Source organism: Bradyrhizobium sp. AZCC 1577 (genome assembly GCF_036924575.1).
GTDB lineage: Bacteria > Pseudomonadota > Alphaproteobacteria > Rhizobiales > Xanthobacteraceae > Bradyrhizobium.
Genome location: NZ_JAZHRQ010000001.1, coordinates 3,082,763 through 3,101,586 on the forward strand (window position 1 = coordinate 3,082,763; position 18,824 = coordinate 3,101,586).

At 64.3% G+C, this 18,824-nt stretch carries 15 protein-coding genes; 10 read left to right on the forward strand and 5 right to left on the reverse strand.

Annotated elements, in window-relative coordinates; genetic code table 11:
* Nucleotides 1-13: 13 nt before the first annotated feature.
* From V1278_RS14265 to V1278_RS14275, 3 genes are all read left to right on the forward strand, one after another.
* On the forward strand, nucleotides 14-1,612 hold the full coding sequence (locus tag V1278_RS14265) for a GMC family oxidoreductase (protein WP_334381189.1): 1,599 nt from the start codon (nucleotides 14-16) through the stop codon (nucleotides 1,610-1,612).
* 7 nt (nucleotides 1,613-1,619) lie between these two features.
* Complete coding sequence (locus V1278_RS14270; protein ID WP_334364019.1) at nucleotides 1,620-2,069, forward strand: hypothetical protein; 450 nt, start codon at nucleotides 1,620-1,622, stop codon at nucleotides 2,067-2,069.
* Between the two features lie 83 nt (nucleotides 2,070-2,152).
* Entirely contained in the window at nucleotides 2,153-3,178 is a 1,026-nt protein-coding gene (locus V1278_RS14275; RefSeq protein ID WP_334381190.1) for a S1C family serine protease, read from the forward strand.
* A 48-nt stretch (nucleotides 3,179-3,226) separates the two neighbouring features.
* Here the strand turns inward: V1278_RS14275 and V1278_RS14280 are convergent, their stop codons facing one another.
* The 5 genes from V1278_RS14280 to V1278_RS14300 form a co-directional block, all read right to left on the reverse strand.
* The gene (locus V1278_RS14280; RefSeq protein WP_334364017.1) at nucleotides 3,227-4,009 is read right to left on the reverse strand and encodes an alpha/beta fold hydrolase; all 783 of its coding nucleotides are present in this window, start codon (nucleotides 4,007-4,009) and stop codon (nucleotides 3,227-3,229) included.
* 3 nt (nucleotides 4,010-4,012) lie between these two features.
* Nucleotides 4,013-5,308 (reverse strand): O-acetylhomoserine aminocarboxypropyltransferase, encoded by a 1,296-nt coding sequence (locus V1278_RS14285; RefSeq protein WP_334381191.1) that lies wholly within the window; start codon nucleotides 5,306-5,308, stop codon nucleotides 4,013-4,015.
* A gap of 45 nt (nucleotides 5,309-5,353) precedes the next feature.
* The gene (gene pncB / locus V1278_RS14290) at nucleotides 5,354-6,658 is read right to left on the reverse strand and encodes a nicotinate phosphoribosyltransferase (protein WP_334381192.1); all 1,305 of its coding nucleotides are present in this window, start codon (nucleotides 6,656-6,658) and stop codon (nucleotides 5,354-5,356) included.
* Nucleotides 6,659-6,727: 69 nt separating this feature from the next.
* Nucleotides 6,728-10,282 carry a molybdopterin cofactor-binding domain-containing protein gene (locus tag V1278_RS14295; protein ID WP_334381193.1) on the reverse strand — a complete coding sequence of 1,185 codons (3,555 nt, stop codon included), beginning with the start codon at nucleotides 10,280-10,282 and terminating at the stop codon, nucleotides 6,728-6,730.
* Nucleotides 10,279-10,749, reverse strand: coding sequence for a (2Fe-2S)-binding protein (locus tag V1278_RS14300; RefSeq protein ID WP_334364014.1), 471 nt, complete (start codon nucleotides 10,747-10,749; stop codon nucleotides 10,279-10,281). Before V1278_RS14300 ends, V1278_RS14295 begins: the two co-directional genes overlap by 4 nt.
* Before the next feature lie 291 nt (nucleotides 10,750-11,040).
* Between V1278_RS14300 and V1278_RS14305 the strand changes: the two genes are divergently transcribed.
* The 7 genes from V1278_RS14305 to V1278_RS14335 all read left to right on the forward strand — a co-directional run bounded on the left by V1278_RS14305 (nucleotide 11,041) and on the right by V1278_RS14335 (nucleotide 18,818).
* The gene (locus V1278_RS14305) at nucleotides 11,041-12,486 is read left to right on the forward strand and encodes a 6-hydroxynicotinate reductase (protein ID WP_334381194.1); all 1,446 of its coding nucleotides are present in this window, start codon (nucleotides 11,041-11,043) and stop codon (nucleotides 12,484-12,486) included.
* Complete coding sequence (locus V1278_RS14310) at nucleotides 12,483-13,394, forward strand: UPF0280 family protein (RefSeq protein WP_334381195.1); 912 nt, start codon at nucleotides 12,483-12,485, stop codon at nucleotides 13,392-13,394. Before V1278_RS14305 ends, V1278_RS14310 begins: the two co-directional genes overlap by 4 nt.
* A gap of 20 nt (nucleotides 13,395-13,414) precedes the next feature.
* Nucleotides 13,415-13,999, forward strand: a complete 585-nt coding sequence (locus V1278_RS14315; protein ID WP_334381196.1) for an amino acid synthesis family protein — start codon at nucleotides 13,415-13,417, stop codon at nucleotides 13,997-13,999.
* A gap of 23 nt (nucleotides 14,000-14,022) precedes the next feature.
* Nucleotides 14,023-15,234 carry an ABC transporter substrate-binding protein gene (locus V1278_RS14320; RefSeq protein ID WP_334381197.1) on the forward strand — a complete coding sequence of 404 codons (1,212 nt, stop codon included), beginning with the start codon at nucleotides 14,023-14,025 and terminating at the stop codon, nucleotides 15,232-15,234.
* A 205-nt stretch (nucleotides 15,235-15,439) separates the two neighbouring features.
* Complete coding sequence (locus tag V1278_RS14325) at nucleotides 15,440-17,329, forward strand: ABC transporter permease (protein ID WP_334381198.1); 1,890 nt, start codon at nucleotides 15,440-15,442, stop codon at nucleotides 17,327-17,329.
* On the forward strand, nucleotides 17,326-18,117 hold the full coding sequence (locus tag V1278_RS14330) for an ABC transporter ATP-binding protein (RefSeq protein WP_334381200.1): 792 nt from the start codon (nucleotides 17,326-17,328) through the stop codon (nucleotides 18,115-18,117). The genes V1278_RS14325 and V1278_RS14330 overlap by 4 nt, the downstream gene beginning before the upstream one ends.
* Complete coding sequence (locus V1278_RS14335; RefSeq protein ID WP_334364007.1) at nucleotides 18,114-18,818, forward strand: ABC transporter ATP-binding protein; 705 nt, start codon at nucleotides 18,114-18,116, stop codon at nucleotides 18,816-18,818. Before V1278_RS14330 ends, V1278_RS14335 begins: the two co-directional genes overlap by 4 nt.
* The last annotated feature ends 6 nt before the right edge of the window (nucleotides 18,819-18,824 follow it).

Sequence of the window (18,824 nt, forward strand, 5' to 3'; positions counted from 1 at the left end):
CGAAGCGACCGCAATGAACGACCCCGTTGACGTCCTCATCATCGGCGCCGGCGCGTCCGGCGCGGCGGTGGCGTGGAGCCTGGCTGAAACCAAAATGCATATCCTCTGCCTCGACCAGGGCGGCTGGATGAAGCCCTCGGAATATCCGAGCACGGGGCGCGACTGGGAGGCGAAATTTTATGGCGACTGGTCGACCAGCCCGAACGTCCGCGGCCGGCCCGAGGACTATCCAATCAACGACGACAACTCGCCGATCAAGGTCGTGAACTTCAACGGTGTCGGCGGCTCGACGGTGATGTACACCGCGCATTGGCCGCGGCTGCATCCGTCCGATTTCAAGGCGAAAACGCTCGACGGCGTCGCCGACGACTGGCCGATCGACTACGACACGCTGGTACCGTTCTTCGAAGAGAACGACCGCATGATGGGGGTCTCGGGTTTGTCGGGCGATCCGTTGTCGCCGCTGACGCATCCGCCTATGCCGCCGCAGCCGCTCGGACTTTCCGGCCCGCTGATCGGCAAGGCCATGAACAAGCTCGGGTGGCATTGGTGGCCGTCGGACACCACGGTCGCGACGACGGATTACGAGGGCCGGGCGCGCTGTATCAATCTCGGCCATTGCACGCCGGCCTGCGCGCAAGGCGCCAAGGCCTCGACCGACATCACCTATTGGCCGCAGGCGATCCGCGCCGGCGTCGAGCTCAAGACCCATTGCCGCGTGCGCGAGATTCTGACCAACGAGCATGGCATGGCCTCGGGCGTCGTCTATTACGACAGGGATGACGTCGAGCAATTCCAGCCGGCCGAAGTCGTCATCATCGCCTGCAACGGCGTTGGCACGCCGCGGCTGCTCTTGAATTCGGTCTCCGGCCGCTTCCCGAATGGCCTGGCCAATTCATCCGGCCTGGTCGGCAAAAACCTGATGTTCCATCCCTATGCGCAAATCTACGGTTTTGTGAAGGAGCCGACCGATTCCAACCGCGCGCCGCCGACTTGCCTCTGGAGCAAGGAGTTTTACGACACCGATCTCTCGCGCGGCTTCGTGCGCGGCTACGGCATCCAGTTCGGCCGCGGCGCGGGGCCGGTGTTCGAAGCCGTCGCGAGCGAACAGAAGGGCATTTTGCCATGGGGCGCGGACCATCACCGCGTGTTCCGCAAGCTCAACGGCCATCGGCTCGCGGTATCTGCGATCTGCGAGGATCTGCCCGAGGAGCACAACCGCGTCACGCTCGATCCCGTGCTGAAGGACAGCCATGGGATTCCCGCGCCGAAGATCGACTACACGATCAGCGAAAACAGCCGGAAGATGATGGAGCATGGATTGGCGCGCGGCCGGGAAATTCTCGAAACCGCCGGCGCCACCGACATCTGCATCAACAACCCGATTCCCTGGGGCGGCTGGCATCTGCTCGGTACCGCGCGGATGGGCACCGATCCTGCGCGCTCGGTGGTCAACGAATGGGGGCGGTCGCACGACGTGAAAAACCTCTTCATCGTCGACGGCAGCGTGTTCGTCACGTCAGGCGGCGTGAACCCGACCTCGACCATCCAGGCGATCGCGCTCTACGTTGCCGATCAGATGAAGCAACGCCTTGCCAACCTCTTCGATTGAGACCGCGATGTCCGCAGCCAATGAACTGACCAAAGCCCAACGCGACGATCTCCGCACTATTGCTGCGATGATCATTCCCGCCAGCGACGAGTACAAGGTGCCCGGCGCCGACGATCCCGCAATCCAGGTCGACATGCTGGCGACGCTCGGCCGCGATACTGCGATGGTGCGTGCCGCGCTCGACCATCTGGCGCGTCTGGCCGGCAAGCCGCTGGCTGAGCTTGAAGCGGCGCGGCGCGATGCGATCGCGACGGAGTTCCGCGCCACCGGCGGCGTTGCGGCGGCTACGCTCGTCCGCGTCGTCCTGCAATGCTACTACCGCGACGATCGCGTGCTGCGCTCGCTCGGGCTGGAGCTTCGCGCGCCATTCCCGAAGGGCCACGTGCTGGAAGAGGGGGACTGGTCGCTGCTAGACCCCGTCAAGGCGCGGCCGGCGAAGCTCAGAAGGGCGCCCTAGCAGGCCTGCCCTGCGCTGCATGCGCGGGCACCTTGCGCAGGCGGTTCCCGACCACCATCTGATGAGGCCGAAGGAATCTCGCCATGTTGGATTATACCTCAGATATCGCCGACGACGGACTGTCGCCGCGAACGGCTGAGCCTGCCCGGGACAATGACCGGGTTTTGCTCGATGCCTATTCCAATGCCGTGATCGATGTGACCGAGCGGGTCGGTCCCGCAGTCGTGCGCGTCGAAACCGGGCCGAAGGTGCGCAGCGTGCGTGAGCGCGGCGGACTTGGGTCCGGTATCGTCATCTCGCCCGACGGTCTCGTGCTGACCAACAGCCATGTGGTCGGATCATCGAAGGAGATCAGGCTGCGCGACACCGAAGGATTCGTCACCGACGCTCACGTGCTCGGCGTCGATCCAGATACTGACCTTGCCTTGTTGCGGGCCGACGGCGCGCGCGATCTGCGTTATGCCTCGCTCGGCAATTCCAAGAGCCTGCGTCGCGGCCAACTCGTGGTCGCGATCGGCAATCCGCTCGGCTTCGAATCGACGGTGACCGCCGGCGTGGTGTCGGCGCTCGGCCGCTCGATCCGTTCGGTGAGCGGCCGGACCATCGAGGACGTGATCCAGACCGATGCTGCGCTGAATCCCGGCAATTCCGGCGGGCCGCTGGTGTCGTCGGCATCGGAGGTGATCGGCATCAACACCGCGATCATCAACGGCGCGCAGGGCATCTGCTTTGCGGTCGCCAGCAACACGGCGCAGTTCGTGCTGTCCGAGATCATCCGCCACGGCTATGTCCGCCGCGCCTATATCGGCGTTGCGGGCCAGACCGCGCCGATCCCGCGGCGGCATGCCGTGGTCGCCGGCGTCGACAACAAGATGGGGGCGCTGCTGGCGCAGATCGAGCCGGACAGCCCGGCCGCGAAGGCGGGACTGTTGCCGGGCGATGTCGTGATCAAGCTCGACGGCGTCGAGATCAACGGCGTCGACGATCTGATCCGCGCCCTCGATCGCGACCGTGTCGGGCGGACGCTCGCGATGGATGTATTGCGCATGGGAAGATTGCGGGCGATCGACATCCACCCGGTGGAGCGCAAACAGGTGGCGCGGCAGTGATGCTGCTCACCCTCTCCCACAAGGGGAGGGAAGAAACGGAGTTCGCTGCTACTGCCGCAACGCCGCCAGCAACTCGTCGGGCGCTTCGGCCATGATCATGTGGCCGGCGCCGGGAACGATGACGATCCGCGCATTCGGCGTCGCCGCCGCCAGCGCCTTGCCGCCCTTGGCTGGCGTCATCATGTCGCGCTCGCCGAGAATGAAGGTGACGGGCACCTTCACCTGCGCGGCTGCTGCGAGTGCGTTCTGATAGGAGTTGCAGGCATTGAGATCGCTGTAGAGCACGCCCGGCCGCGTCTGCTGCAGCACGCGCTGCGCGCCCTGATGCATCCACAGTCCCGGCGCAAGACTGCCGCCGAGCTCGGCCTTGAAGCCGAGGCCCCAGATCGAGACCATGTCGATGGCATCAGGGTTGTTGACCTCGGCGGCCTTGAGCAGATCGGGGCCTACCGTCATCGCAGCAGCGGTGCCGATCAGGCTGAGGCCGGACACCTTGTCGGGATGACGCGCGGACGTCTCCAGTGCGATCAGCGAGCCCATCGAATGGCCGATGAGCTTCGCCTTCGGCGCACCCGCAGCGTCGAGCAGCGCGGCAGTCCAGTCGGCCATATCGGCGATAGTCGGCAGCGGGCTGCCTCCCGAACGGCCATGGCCGGGCAAATCGGGCGCCAGCACGGCGTAGCCGTGATGGGCGAACCAGCGGCTGTGCAGCGCCCAGGTCGAATGATCGAACCCCGCGCCGTGTAGCATCACCACCGCGGGCAGCGACGGATCGAACGGACGGCCGCCGGTCGCGACGAAGACATCAGCACCGTTGACGGAAAGCTGCATGGGTCAAACCTTCTGCGATGCGCGAAGCGCCTGGCCGAGATCATCGATGATGTCGGAAACGGCCTCAATTCCGATCGACAGCCGCACCAGCTCCTCGCCGACCCCGGCGGCCTTCAACTGCGCTGCATCCATCTGCTGATGCGTGGTGCTGGCGGGGTGAATGACCAGCGTCTTGGCGTCGCCGACATTGGCGAGATGGCTGATCATCCTGAGCGACTCGATGAATTTTTTGCCCGCCGCGCGGCCACCCTTGATGCCGAAAGAGACGATCGATCCGGCGCCGCGCGGCAACAGCCGCTTCGCGAGCTGATGGTCGGGATGATTTTCCAGCGCCGGATGCAGCACCCACTCGACAGCCTTGTTGGCGCTCAGCGCTTCGAGCACCGCAAGCGTGTTGCTCATGTGGCGCTCCATCCGCACGCCGAGCGTCTCGACGCCCTGCAGCAGTTGAAACGCGTTGGTCGGTGACAGGCAGGCGCCGAAGTCGCGCAGGCCCTCGGTGCGGGCGCGCATGATGAAGGCAGCCTGGCCGAACTGTTCGTCGAAAACGATGCCGTGATAGCCGGCATAGGGCTCGGTGAGCTGCGGGAATTTGCCCGACGCGTGCCAGTCGAACCGGCCGCCATCGACGATGACGCCGCCAATGGCGATGCCGTGGCCGCCGATCCATTTGGTCGCGGAGTTCATCACGATGTCGGCGCCGAGCTCGATCGGGCGGCTGAGGAACGGCGTCGCAAAGGTGTTGTCGATCAGCAGCGGAATCTTGGCGTCATGCGCGATCTGGGCGACCGCCGGGATATCCAGCACTTCCATTCCGGGATTGCCGATGGTCTCGCCGATCACCAGCCGCGTATTCGGCTTGATCGCGGCGCGGAATTCATCGAGCGCGCGCGGTTTGACGAACGTCGTCGTGATGCCGAAGCGCGGCAGCGTGTGCGCCAGCAAATTGATGGTGCCGCCATAGAGCGAGGCGGAGGCGACGATGTGGTCGCCGGCGTTGAGGATCGTCGCGATCGCCAGATGCATCGCGGCCATGCCGCTTGCCGTGCAGATCGCGCCGACGCCGGCTTCCAGCGCCGCCAGCCGCTCCTCGAGCACGGCGGTCGTGGGATTGGAAATCCGGGTGTAGATGTGTCCGGCGCGCTCCAGGTTGAACAGCGCCGCGGCGTGGTCGGAGTCCTGGAATACGTAGGAGGTGGTCTGGTAAATCGGAACGGCGCGGGCGCCGATCGCGGGATCCGGGCGCTGGCCGGCATGCAGGGTCAGGGTTTCGAAAGCAGGCGGCTTGGGTGCGGGCATGCGGGGCTCGTCAGATCAAGTGGTGGCGGGAAAGTATGTGATGGCTCAGACGTGCACGGCGGTGCGGACGCGTCCGGCATTGCCGAACACGCGCAAATAACGTTCGATCTCGGACGGCGTGCCGGTGGCCTTCTCGGGATTATCCGACAGCTTGACCGCCGGCCGCCCATCGACCGACGTTACCTTGCAGACCAGCGAGATCGGATCGAGGTCGGCCGATCCGTCCGGCGCGCAGCCGACGAAATCATTGGTGAGGTTGGTGCCCCAGCCGAACGAGATGCGGACGCGTCCGGCGAAGTGACGATAGGTCTCCTCGATCGAATCGACATCCATGCCGTCGGAGAACACCAGCAGCTTCTCCTTGGGCTCGCGGCCCTTCTGCTTCCACCACTTGATGATGTCTTCGCCGGCCGTGATCGGCGGCGCGCTGTCGGGGCGGAAGCCGGTCCAGTCGGCGACCCAGTCCGGTGCATCGCGCAGGAATGTCTTGGTGCCGAATGCATCGGGCAGGGCGATCAAGAGATTGCCGCCGTAGGTGTGTCGCCACTGGTCGAGGATGCGATAGGGCGCCCAGCGCAGCTCCTCGTCGGAATTGGCGAGCGCGGCCGCAACCATCGGCAATTCATGCGCATTGGTGCCGATCGCTTCGAGATCGTTGTCCATCGCCAGCAGCACGTTGGAGGTGCCGGTGAAAGAGGGGCCGAGCCCCTCCTTGACGGCCTCGACGCACCAGCGCTGCCACAGATGGCCGTGGCGCCGGCGTGTGCCGAAGTCCGACAGCCGGAGGCCCTCGAGCTTGCGCAGGCGCTCGACCTTGGACCACAGCTTGGCCTTGGCGCGGGCATAGAGCACGTCGAGCACGAAGCGTCCCTGACCCTTGGTCGACTGCCGCGAGCGCAGCTCGTTCATGATCGCGAGCGCCGGGATTTCCCACATCGTGGTGTGGGTCCATGGCCCGTGGAAGTGCAACTCGTACTGGCCGTCGACCTTATTCAGCTCGTATTCGGGCAGGCGGAAGTTGGCGAGCCAGTGGATGAAGTCCGGCGAGAACATCTGGGTCTTGCCGTAGAACGTATTACCGGCGAGCCAGATCAGCTCCTTCTTGGTGAAGCGGATGGTGCGCGCGTGGTCGAGCTGTGCGCGCAGTTCGCCCTCATCGATGATCTCGGCGAGGCGAACCTGCCGGGTGCGGTTGATGACCGAAAAGGTTACGCGCTGCTCCGGGTAAAATTCCCGGATCATCTGCAGCATCAAAAGCTTGTAAAAATCGGTATCGAGCAGGCTGCGCACGATCGGGTCGAGCCGCCAGCCGTGGTTATAGGTCCGGGATGCAATATCGGTAACTGCCATGGCGGAACTTTACCGTGCCGCGGGCTGCCCAACCAGTGGGTTTTGCCGGCGGCATGGCAGCTCAGCGCGCTATTCCTGCCGGATACGGCCGATCGCAGCAGGAATATCCTTCCAGACCGGCTTATCGGGGGCAAATTGTTGCCTCAGATAAGCGACCAGTTCGGCGATTTGGCCGTCGCTCAGGCTGTCCTTGAACGCCGGCATGTAGCCGAGGTCGGTCACGGCCGGCTTTGCGATGCCGTGCAGGATGACCTGGATCAGGTTGTCGGGCACGGTGCTGTGCAGGTTGCTGTTGAGCGCCAGCGATGGCCGACTGCCGAACAGCGGTGCGCCGCCGACCTCGTGGCAGACGGCGCAGGCGCCCTGATAGAGCCGCGCGCCGACGCTAGAGGCCGCAAGCGTTCGCGTGCCGGTCGAGGCTTCGAGCCTGGCGGCAAGCGCTCGCTGCGCCGGGCGATCGATCGCGGTCTCGTTGAACGAGGCGAGATAGACCGCCATGGCGCGGATGTCGGCATCAGGCAACGCCGCGAGTTCCCTCACCACCGGCGCCATTGGCCCCGCGGCGACGCCGTGAAGGCGCGACTCGCCGGTTCGCAAATATGCGTACAGCTCATCCTCGTTCCACGGGATCGGCGCTTGCGACAACGAGGTCAGCGCCGGTGCTTCCCAACCCTCCGCAAATCCGCCGGCGAGATAGGCATTCGCCTTCTCCGCGCCGAGCGCATTGCGCGGCGAATGGCAGGCGCCGCAATGGCCGAGGCCTTCGACGAGATAAGCGCCGCGATTCCAGATCTCTGATTTTGCGGGATCGGGCTGGAACACGGCGGGTGTGTGGAACAGCGCATTCCATCCGGCCATCAGCGGGCGCAGGTTGAACGGGAATGCCAGCGCGTTGGCCGGCCTCTCCGCTCGCACCGGCGACTGCGCCATCAGATAGGCGTAGAGCGCCTGCATGTCGGCATCAGTGGTCCTGGCGAAATGCGGATAGGGAAACGCGGGATAGAGATGTCGTCCATCTCGATGGATGCCCTCGCGCATTGCGCGCTCGAAGGCGGGATAGGACCAGGCGCCGATGCCGGTTTCGACATCGGGTGTGATGTTGGTCGAATAGATCGTGCCGAACGGCGTCGGCAGCGGCCGGCCGCCGGCGTTGAGCACGCCGTTCGCAGCGGTGTGGCACACCGCACAATCGCCGAGCGCGGCAAGTTGCTCGCCGCGGGCGATGGTCGCGGCCGAATAGACCGAGGCATCGGGCCGCGCGATCGGCGCGATCGCTCGCCACGGCAACACTGCGGCGCCGATGCCGACTGCAGCCGCGCACAGCGCTGCGGCAGTCGCAAGCACGCCGCGCCGTCCCGCGAACGGATTGCGCCATCGGTTGAGATCAGGCTGTGATACGGATGCCGGCGCAGACAACGCCTCTGGTGCCGCCGGCTCCTCGCCGCGCAGCCCCCGCAGGATGCGTTCCGGCGTGAACGGCAATTCGCGAAAGCGCACGCCGGTCGCATCATAGATCGCATTGGCGATGGCGGCTGCGCTGGGGACGGAGGCGGACTCGCCGACACCGAGCGGCGGCTGATCCTGTCGCGGCAGCATCAGCACGTCGATCTCAGGCACCTCGGGAAACTTGATGATAGGGTAGGCGCCCCATTCCCGCGCCGTAACGGTGGTGCGATCGAATGGCACTTCCTCCATCAACGCGCGGCTGGTCGATTGGATGACGTTGCCGTGGATCTGGTGGCGCACGCCGTCCGGATTGATCATCAGGCCGGAGTCCTGGCCTGCCACCACCCGCGTCACGCTGACATCGCCGGTCGCCTTGTTCACCGCGACGTCGGCGATCCACGCCGACCACGCCGCGCCATAGCCGGGAAACTTGCTGTGCACATAGAGCGCATAGGCAAAGCCTCGCCCACGCACGATATCGTCCTCGACCTGCTTCTCCTCGCGTACCGGCCGCGGTTTCCAGCCGGCGCGTTCGGCCACCGCGTTGACGAGATCGATCGCGCGTGGATCCTTCAAATAGCGCAGACGGTACTCGATCGGATCGACACCCGCCTCGCTGGCGCATTCGTCGATCCAGGATTCATGCGCAAAGGTGTTCGGCAGCGCCGAGACGCCGCGCAGCCAGGAGGCGCGCACGATCGGCGGCATATCATTCGCTACCACGCGCAGATTCTCGTAGTCGTAGGGCGGGATCGCGGTGCGATCGCCCATCTCGAGTACCACCGGCGTATGTGGGACGGCGCCGGTCAGCAGCAGGGCCAGCGTCGGTGCGCCGTTCGATGGATAGCGCGTCGCAAAATCATAGCCGGCAATGCTGCCATCGGCGTTCAATCCGCCGTTGACATCCATCAATTGCGCGGTGCCCTTCGGCTCCCAGGCGTGCTCCTGTTCGCGCGTCAATTGCACGCGGACGGGCCGGCCGACGGCGCGCGACAGCAGCACCGCGTCGGCGGAAACATCATCGGCGCAGTTGCGGCCATAGCAGCCGGCAGCCTCCAGCCGGATCACCTCGATCTCGGCTTCGCGCCGGTGGATCAGCCGCGCCAGATCAGTGCGCAGATGGTGCGGGTTCTGCGTGCCGGACCAGACCCGCGTCACATCCTCCTGATAATCCGCAACCGCGCAGGACGGGCCGATCGAGGCGTGCATCTGATAGGGCCAGATGTAGGTTCGCGGCATCGGCTTGGCGGCGCCGGCAATCGCCGCATCGACATCACCCTTGTCGATCAGCGTTCGTGGCGTCGATGGATTGGCTCGCAACGCCGTTTCAATGTCCTTGAGGTCGGGCAACGTCGGCACCGGCTTCCAGCTCACCTTGAGCTGCGCCGCCGCCTTGATCGCATTCTCCTCGCGCTCTGCGACGACGCCGACGAAGTCGCCGATGCGAACGACCGCGACAAGTCCAGGGATGTCGCGCACGGAATCCTCGTCGACCGCGATCAGGCTGTTGCCGATGAAGTCGCCGACGTCGACGCCGGCATAGGGCGGACGAACGACGCGGCCATGCAGCATGCCGGGCACGCGCATGTCGTGCACATAGACCAGTTCACCGGTCGCCTTCGCCGGAAGATCGACGCGCGGCAACGATCGACCAACGATGTTGTAGGTGTCGACGGACTTAACTGGAACGTCGTCGGCGAGTTCAAGGCGAATGGTCTCGCCCGCAATCAATTCGCCATAGCTGACGCTGCGATTGTCCTTGCCGCGGACGAGGCCGTCTTCAATGACGAGGTCCTCGGCCGAAAGCTCCAGCCGCTCGGCGGCGCGCGCGACCAGAAACTGCCGCGCCTGCGCGGCAGCCTTGCGCAGCGGTACGGCCGTAATCTGAATTGTTTCGCTCGCAATCGTCGCGCCCTGATTGGGAACGAGGGCCGTGTCGCCGAGCACGACCACAACGCGGGCAAACGATACGTCGAGCTCTTCGGCAACGATCTGCCCGAGCGCGGTGCGGATGCCGGTGCCGAGATCGACGTGGCCATTATAGGCGGTGACCGATCCATCTGCCGTGATCTTGATGAACGTCTCGAACTTGACGGCCTCGACCGGCGATGCCGGACGCACGACGGACAGCGTGCCTTGCAACCGCTCGCGATTCTCGGCCGTGTCAGGGACGGTCATCGCGTCTGCGCCTCAACGAGACGGCCTGCGGCGCGCATCGCCGCGCGCATGATTTCGACATGTGCGCCGCAGCGGCACAGATGATGGCGCAGTGCTTCCAGTACGTCGTCTTCCGATGGGTGAGGGGAGCGCAGCAACAGCGCCTTGGTGGTGATGATCATGCCGTTGAGGCAATAGCCGCATTGCGCCGCTTGTTCGCTGATAAACGCTTGCTGCACGGGATCGGGATGCTCGCGCGTACCGAGGCCTTCGAGCGTCACGATGTCGCGCCCGGCGCAGCCCTCGATCGGGATCACGCAGGACCGCGCGGCGACGCCGTCGATCAGCACGGCGCAGGCGCCGCATTCGCCGAGCCCGCAGCCGTATTTCGGTCCGTTCAGTTCGAGGTCGTTGCGGAGCACGTAAAGCAATGCAGTGTCGAGCGCGGCGTCAACGTCGTGAACCTTGCCGTTGACGGTCAGGCGCATCATGCTCTCCCGAAGTCCTCGTTGCGCTGCAAAACCCGCACTGGATGCTTCGCGAAAGATACCGTTTGTGTACAAACGTGCAAGCCGCGCGATCCCGCGCTGCAGCGCGCTGCTCGCTTTATGAACAGAGCGGCGAGGCAAATGAGGTATTATGCGGCAAGCGGGGCGTTTCGCAGCGGGAGCGGCTTGACAGTGTTCCAGTCCGCGCGCAACATCATTCGTATACGAACAAATGGTCGGAACCGCGAATAAGCGGCTATGATCGGCGCCTTCCCGACTGCAGGCTTGTTCATGACTGACGAGACCGTTGCCACTGGCGACAAGATCCGCTGCGATGCCTGTCCGGTGATGTGCTACATCAAGCCGGGCGCGGCGGGCGCGTGCGATCGCTATGCCAACAATAACGGCGAGTTGGTGCGCGTCGATCCGCATATCGTGCTGGAACGAACGGTGTCGCACGGCGGACGGCTGGTGCCGTTTCAGGCCGGTGGCGACTGGGATGGCAAACTCGTCCACGAGCCCAATGTGTTCGTCACCGCGATCGGAGCGGGCACTACCTATCCCGATTACAAGCCGGCGCCCTTCATCGTGTCATCGGAAATCGACGGCGTCGACATGGTGACCGTCGTGACCGAAGGCATTTTCAGCTATTGCGGCGTCAAGGTGAAGATCGACACCGACCGATATCTCGGTCCCGAGACGGCGACCGTCCGCGCGGAAGGCGAGGCGATCGGCCATGTGACGACCAGCGAATATGGCTCGCAGATGCTTTCGCTCGGCGGCGTGCATCATCTGACCGGCGGTTCCAAGAAGGAGGGCCGCGTCACCTGCGACGCGCTGATGGACCTTTCCAATTGCAAGCCGGTGGAACTGACGATCGACGGTGGCGCTACGGTGGTGGTGCAGGCCGGCCATCCGCCGATCGTCAATGGTGTTGCCGAAGAGCGCATGCGGGTAGGCTGCGGCTCGGCGACCATCGGTATGTTCGCCAAGCAATGGCACGGCAAGGTCGATGAAGTCGTGGTCGTGGACGACCACATCACCGGCGTCCTCAGTGAGCACCAGGCCGGCAAGCTACTGGATATTCCCGATACCGGGATCAAGATGAAGGGCCGGCGCTCGACGCCCGGCCGTTACTTCCAGGTCGCCGATCCCGGCACCGGTTGGGGCGGCACCAATATTTCCGATCCGCTGTCGGTGCTGGGACCGTTCAATCCGAAGGAGGCGCGGCCCGGGCTCACGATGCTGATGGTCTCGACCACCGGCGAGCACGCAGCCTATTATCAACTCGACGAGGCGTTGCGGCCGATCGAAAAGCAGATGCCGCTTGATCTCCAATTCTCGGTCGAGCGCATCCAGGAAAATTGCGAACCGGCGCTGTGCACGGTGCTGTTCATGGGCGGTGCCGGCGGTTCGTTGCGCGCCGGCGTCACCGACAATCCGGTGCGGTTGACGCGGTCGGTCAAGGACGCGCTGACGCGGGTCACCAGCGGCGGCGCGCCTGTCTATGTCTGGCCCGGCGGCGGCATCACTTTCATGGTCGACGTCAGGCAAATGCCGGCCGGCGCGTTCGGCTATGTGCCGACGCCGGCGCTGGTGGCGCCGATCGAGTTCACGCTGAAACTGTCCGATTACGCGGCGCTGGGCGGTCACATGGATCATGTGCGCCCGCTGGCGTCGTTGCGGGAGAATAGCGGGTTCCGTCCGATGCCCAATATGCCGGGACGGCGCGCATGAAACGGCTCCCGCAAATCGCGCTCCTTCCTGATGGCAAGCGGCTGCATTTGCAGGACGGTCCGATCGACCTGATCATCGAGGCGAAGGGAAGTGAGGGCAACATGCGCGCCGCTTATGAGGCCGCCGCGCAGCGCTTCACCGGCCTGCTCGATGAACTCTGCGAGGAGTTGATCGAACTTCGAAAAGCCGCCGATCCGGCGCGAAGCGCGCTGAACGGTGTCGTTGCGCGTCGCATGCATGCGGCGGTCGCGCCGTTTGCGGGCGAGCACTTCATCACGCCGATGGCGGCGGTGGCGGGCAGCGTCGCGGAAGAGATTCTTGGTGCGATGCTGGGCACGGCGCGGCTCGATCGTGCCTACGTCAACAATGGCGGCGACATCGCATTGCATTTGACCTACGGCGAGCAGTTCACCGTCGGGCTGATGGACCGACCGGACCATCACGGCGTGATGCAAACCATCAATATCGAAGTCGATGATCCGGCACGCGGCATCGCGACCAGTGCACGGCATGGCCGCAGTTTCTCGCTCGGGATTGCCGATGCCGTTACTGTGCTGGCTCGAACGGCATCGCAAGCCGATGCGGCGGCGACCATCATTGCCAATGCCGTCGACCTGCCCGGTCATCCCGCCATCATCCGCTGTCCGGCCAATGAATTGCAGCCCGACAGCGACCTTGGCACGCGCCTCGTCACCCGCGACGTCGGCGTGCTCCGAGAAAGCGAGATCGACGATGCACTAAGGGCACTAGGGGTAAGCCGGGCACAACAATTGCTTGCGGCGGGATTGATCGAAGGTGCGGCCTTGCGTCTACTAGGCGAGACGGCCGTGGTGGGTGCAACAGGGATCAGGGCGGGTGCCTTGCCAACGTTGCATGGAAACGCGCTAGAAAGAACAGCGCATGTTTGATCGGGAGCGAGGCGAGTAAGATGAGCGCGATCATTCGCAAGATCGTCACGGTGGTCGAGGAAACCCATCTTGAGATGGGACAGAAGATTGCACCGCCGACGCGGCGGGCCGCGGCGATCGCTGTGATCGAGAATCCGTTTGCAGGCCGGTATGTCGAAGACCTTTCGCCCTTGATCGAAATCGGCGAGGAGCTTGGCGAATTGCTCTCGAAGAGAGCGGTCGCCGTGCTCGGCATCGAGGGCGCCAAGGCTCACAGCTACGGCAAGGCGGCCGCCGTGGGCGAAAACGGCGAGCTAGAGCATGCGGCAGCGATCTTGCATCCCAAGATGGGCGCACCGGTGCGGAAAGTATTGGGCAAGGGCGCGGCGCTGATTCCATCGTCGAAAAAGCGCAGCGGCCCGGGCACAACGCTGGACATTCCGCTCGGTCACAAAGACGCTGCTTTCGTGCGCAGCCATTTCGACGGCATGGAAGTGCAGATCAATGACGCACCCAGCGCCAACGAGATCATGGTGGCGGTCGCGGTCACCGACAGCGGCAGGCCATTGCCGCGCGTCGGCGGGCTGACGATTGCGGAAGTCAAAGGCGAAGACGGCTTGAGATAATGACATCAACATTGGAGGTAGGGATGCGACGGAGACATTTGCTGGGAGCGGGATTGGCGATCGCGGTCGCCGGGATGGCGGGCAATGCTATGGCGCAGAGCGAAATCAAGGAAATCAAGATCGGCGAGATCAACAGCTATTCGTTGTTGCCGGCCTTCACCGAGCCCTACCGCAAGGGCTGGCAGCTCGCGGTCGAAGAGATCAATGCCGCGGGCGGCATTAATGGCAAGAAGCTGGTCGTCATTTCCAAGGACGACGGCGGCAAGCCGGCGGATGCGCAGACCGCAGCCAACGAGCTGGTCTCGAGCGAGAACGTCGCGATGCTGGCCGGCACGTTCTTGTCCAATATCGGTCTCGCCGTCTCCGACTTCGCCAACCAGAAGAAAGTGTTCTTCCTGGCGGCAGAACCTTTGACCGACGCCATCACCTGGTCGAAGGGCAACCGCTACACGTTCCGCCTGCGTCCCTCCAACTACATGCAGGCCGCGATGCTGGTGGAGGAAGCCGCCAAGCTGCCGGCCAAGCGCTGGGCGACGATTGCGCCGAACTATGAATACGGCCAGTCGGCGGTCGCGGTGTTCAAGAAGCTGATGTCGGAGAAGCGTCCGGACATTCAGTGGGTCGACGAGCAGTGGCCGCCGCAGGGCAAGATCGACGCCGGCCCGGTGGTGCAGGCGGTAGCTGCGGCCAATCCGGAGGCGATCCTCAACGTCACCTTCGGCGCCGATCTGGTGAAGCTCGTGCGTGAGGGCAATACCCGCGGCCTGTTCAAGGGACGTTCGGTGGTGTCCTTCCTCACCGGCGAGCCGGAGTATCTCGATCCGCTGAAGGATGAGACGCCGGAGGGCTGGATCGTCACCGGCTATCCCTGGTACGACATCAAGACGCCGGACCATGACAAGTTCCTGAAGGCCTATCAGGCCAAGTACAAGGACTATCCGCGGCTCGGCTCGATCGTCGGCTACCAGACCATCAAGGCGGCCGCCGCGATCCTTGCGAAAGCCAACTCGACCGATCCGGAGAAGCTGATTGCGGCGACCGAAGGCCTGTCGATGCCGTCGCCGTTCGGCGAGATCACCTTCCGCAAGATCGATCACCAGTCGACGTTAGGAGCCTATGTCGGCAAGACCGCGCTGAAGGATGGCAAGGGCGTGATGGTGAACTCGGTCTATCGCAAGGGCGCGGACTATCTGCCGAGCGACGCGGAAGTGGAAAAGCTGCGTCCGAAGGATTGATTCTCTCTCCTCTCCCTCTCTCCGTTCTTACGGGGAGAGGGTCGGGGTGAGGGGCTCTCTCCACGAGTTGTGGCAGCCGATGGACCTGTACCCTCTCACCCGGATCGCAAGGGCGATCCGACCTCTCCCCGCAGGCGGGGAGGGGTGACCATAGCCTCCGACGCCGATCTACCTCGACGCAATAGACCACCAACCCGGACCGCCAATGGCCTTCTACTTCGTTCAGTTCCTGACCGGTCTCGCCAGCGCGGCGTCGCTGTTTCTGGTCGCATCGGGGCTGTCGATCATCTTCGGCGTGACGCGGATCGTGAACTTTGCCCATGGCGCGTTCTATATGCTCGGCGCCTATGTCGCGTTCACGCTGACCGAGCGGTTCTCCGGCGCGCTTGGCTTCTGGGGCGGCATCGTCGTTGCAGCGCTGATCGTTGCCATCATCGGCGTCCTGGTCGAGATGGTGCTGCTGCGGCGGATCTATCATGCGCCGGAGCTATTCCAGTTGCTGGCGACATTCGGCCTCACCTTGATGGTTCAGGACATCGTCGTGATGATCTGGGGCCCGGACGATCTGCTCGGCCGTCGCGCACCCGGCTTCAAGGGCGCGGTCGATTTTTTCGGCCAGAACATTCCGAGCTACGACCTGTTCCTGATCGTGCTCAGCCCGATCGTGCTCGGCGTGCTCTGGCTTCTGTTCCAGCGCACGCGCTGGGGCGTCTTGGTGCGCGCGGCGACGCAGGACCGCGACATGGTGGCGGCGCTGGGCGTCAATCAGAAATGGCTGTTCACCAGCGTGTTCGCGCTCGGCGTCTTTTTGGCCGCCTTCGGCGGCGCGCTGCAGATTCCGCGCGATGCGGTGCATCACGCGCTGGACCTGCGCATCATCGTCGAAGTGTTCGTGGTGGTGGTGATCGGCGGGCTCGGCAGCATCATCGGTGCTTTTGTGGCGGCCGTGCTGGTGTCCGAACTCAACGCCTTCGGTATTCTCATCTTCCCGAAGATATCCATCATCCTGGTGTTCCTGGTGATGGCAGTGGTGCTGATCGTGCGACCATGGGGCCTGTTCGGCAAGCCGGAAGCTGCCGCACGCCGCACGCCGGGCCTGACCGTCACGCCGTGGCGGCCGCTCACCTCGGGTGAACGGTTGATGTCACTGGGTGCGCTGGTCCTTGCGGCCATGATGCCGTTGTTTGCCGGCAACTACGCGCTCACCGTCGGATCGGAAATCGCGATCTTCGTCATCTTCGCCGCCAGCCTGCATTTCCTGATGTCGGTCGGCGGGCTCGCCTCGTTCGGCCATGCCGCCTATTTCGGGCTTGGCGCCTATGGCGTCGCATTCCTCGCCAAGGCGGCGGGATTGCCGATGATCGTTTCGTTGCTGCTCGGCCCGGTACTAGGCCTCTTGGGTGCGGCGGTGTTCGGCTTCTTCGCCGTGCAACTCTCCGGAGTCTATTTCGCGATGCTGACGCTGGCCTTTGCGCAGATCGTCTGGTCGATCGCGTTCCAGTGGGTCGAGGTAACCGGCGGCGACAACGGCATCTTGGGTGTGTGGCCGGAGAGATGGGCGGCGAGCCCCGCTAATTTCTATTGGTTGTCGCTCGGCATCACGGCGCTCGTGGTCACTGTGCTCCGGGTGATGGTGTTCTCGCCGTTCGGCTTTGCGCTGCGCGCAACGCGGGATTCGCCGCTGCGTAGCGAGGCGATCGGCATCAATGGCAAGCGCGTGCAGTGGACGGCTTTCGTCATATCAGGAACGGTGGCGGGCATCGGCGGCGCGTTGTTCGCCTATCTGAAGGGAAGCGTGTTCCCGGACAGCGTCGGCATCTCGCTCTCTGTGGATGCGCTGGTCATGGTTCTGCTTGGCGGCGTCGAGACGGTTTCCGGCGCGGTGATCGGCGCCATCGTGTTCAAGGCGGCAAACATCTGGCTGGTCAGCCAGACTGATCTTTCCAAGCTGGTGCTGGGCGGCTTCATTGTGCTGATGGTGGTGGCGTTCCCCAAGGGCATCGTCGGCACGCTGGAGACGATCCGGAATCGCCGGCGCTCCGCCGAAGCCAAAAAATCTGCGCTCGTCACCTCCCGGATCGAGGCCGCTGAATGAGCATGGTTCCGACATTGCTGAAGGTCGAAGGCTTAAGCAAATCCTATGGCGGCGTGCACGCGGTGCGCAGCGTGTCGTTCGAACTGCGTGCGGGCGAAATCCTGGCGCTGATCGGACCCAACGGCGCGGGAAAAAGCACCTGCTTCGACATGCTCAATGGCCAGAACATGCCGGACAGCGGACGGATCCATCTGCTCGGCGAGGATACGGTCGGCCGAAAGCCGCGCGCGATCTGGCGGCTCGGCGTCGGGCGCACGTTCCAGATCACGGCGACATTTCCGACCATGACCGTGCGCGAGAACGTGCAGGTCGCACTGGTGTCGTATGGCAGGCAATTGTTCAACCTCTGGGGCTCGACGGCGGCTTACGCCCGCGACGAGGCGGGCCGGCTGCTCGACCTCGTCGGCATGGGCGCCTATGCCGAGCGTCCGTGCGGTGAGCTTGCCTATGGCGACCTCAAGCGACTGGAGCTTGCGATCGCGCTCGCCAACCAGCCCAGGCTGTTGCTGATGGATGAGCCCACCGCAGGCATGGCACCGCGCGAGCGGATCGAGCTGATGCGGCTGACCGCAAGCATCGCCCGCGAACAGGCAATCGGCGTGCTCTTCACCGAGCACGACATGGATGTGGTGTTCGAGCATGCCGACCGCATCCTCGTCTTGAATCGCGGTAGCCTGATCGCCGAAGGCTCGCCCGAGGAAGTCCGTGGCAATCCGCAGGTGCGCGCGATCTACCTCGGCGAAGGACTGGTCTACGATGCGCGTCATCGCGAGGGAGCCGGCGCATGAAGCTGCAAGTCGCCGATCTCAACAGCTTCTACGGCCCCGCGCATATCCTGTTCGATATCGCGCTGGAAGTCGGCGAGGGCGAAGTGGTGGCTCTGCTCGGCCGCAACGGGGCCGGCAAGTCGACTACCTTCCGCTCCATCGTTGGTCTGGTCGAGAACCGTTCGGGACGGATCGTCTTCGAGGGCAAGGATGTCTCCCGCGAGCCGACGCATGCGATCGTGCGCGGCGGGCTCGGCTACGTGCCCGAAGAGCGGCGTATCTTCACCGACCTGACGGTGGAGGAAAATCTCGAAGTCGGCCGCCAGCCAAAACGGCCGAACGCGCCGCACTGGACGCGCGAAAAACTGTTCACGCTGTTTCCCAATCTCGGCGAGATGCGCAACCGTCCCGGCGGACGGATGAGCGGCGGCGAGCAGCAGATGCTGACGATCGCGCGAACCCTGATGGGAAATCCCTCGCTGGTGCTGCTCGACGAGCCATCGGAAGGGCTATCGCCAAAAATCGTCGAACAGATGGTCGACGCCATCCTGGCGATGAAGAAGGAAGGCGTCAGCATCGTGGTCTCGGAGCAGAACCTGCATTTCGCGCGGCTGATTTCGGACCGCGCCTACATCATCGAGCGTGGCAAGATTTGTTTCGGCGGCACGATGGTCGAGCTCGACTCGCGGCCGGATATCCGGGACGCGCATTTGTCGCTGTGATCGGCG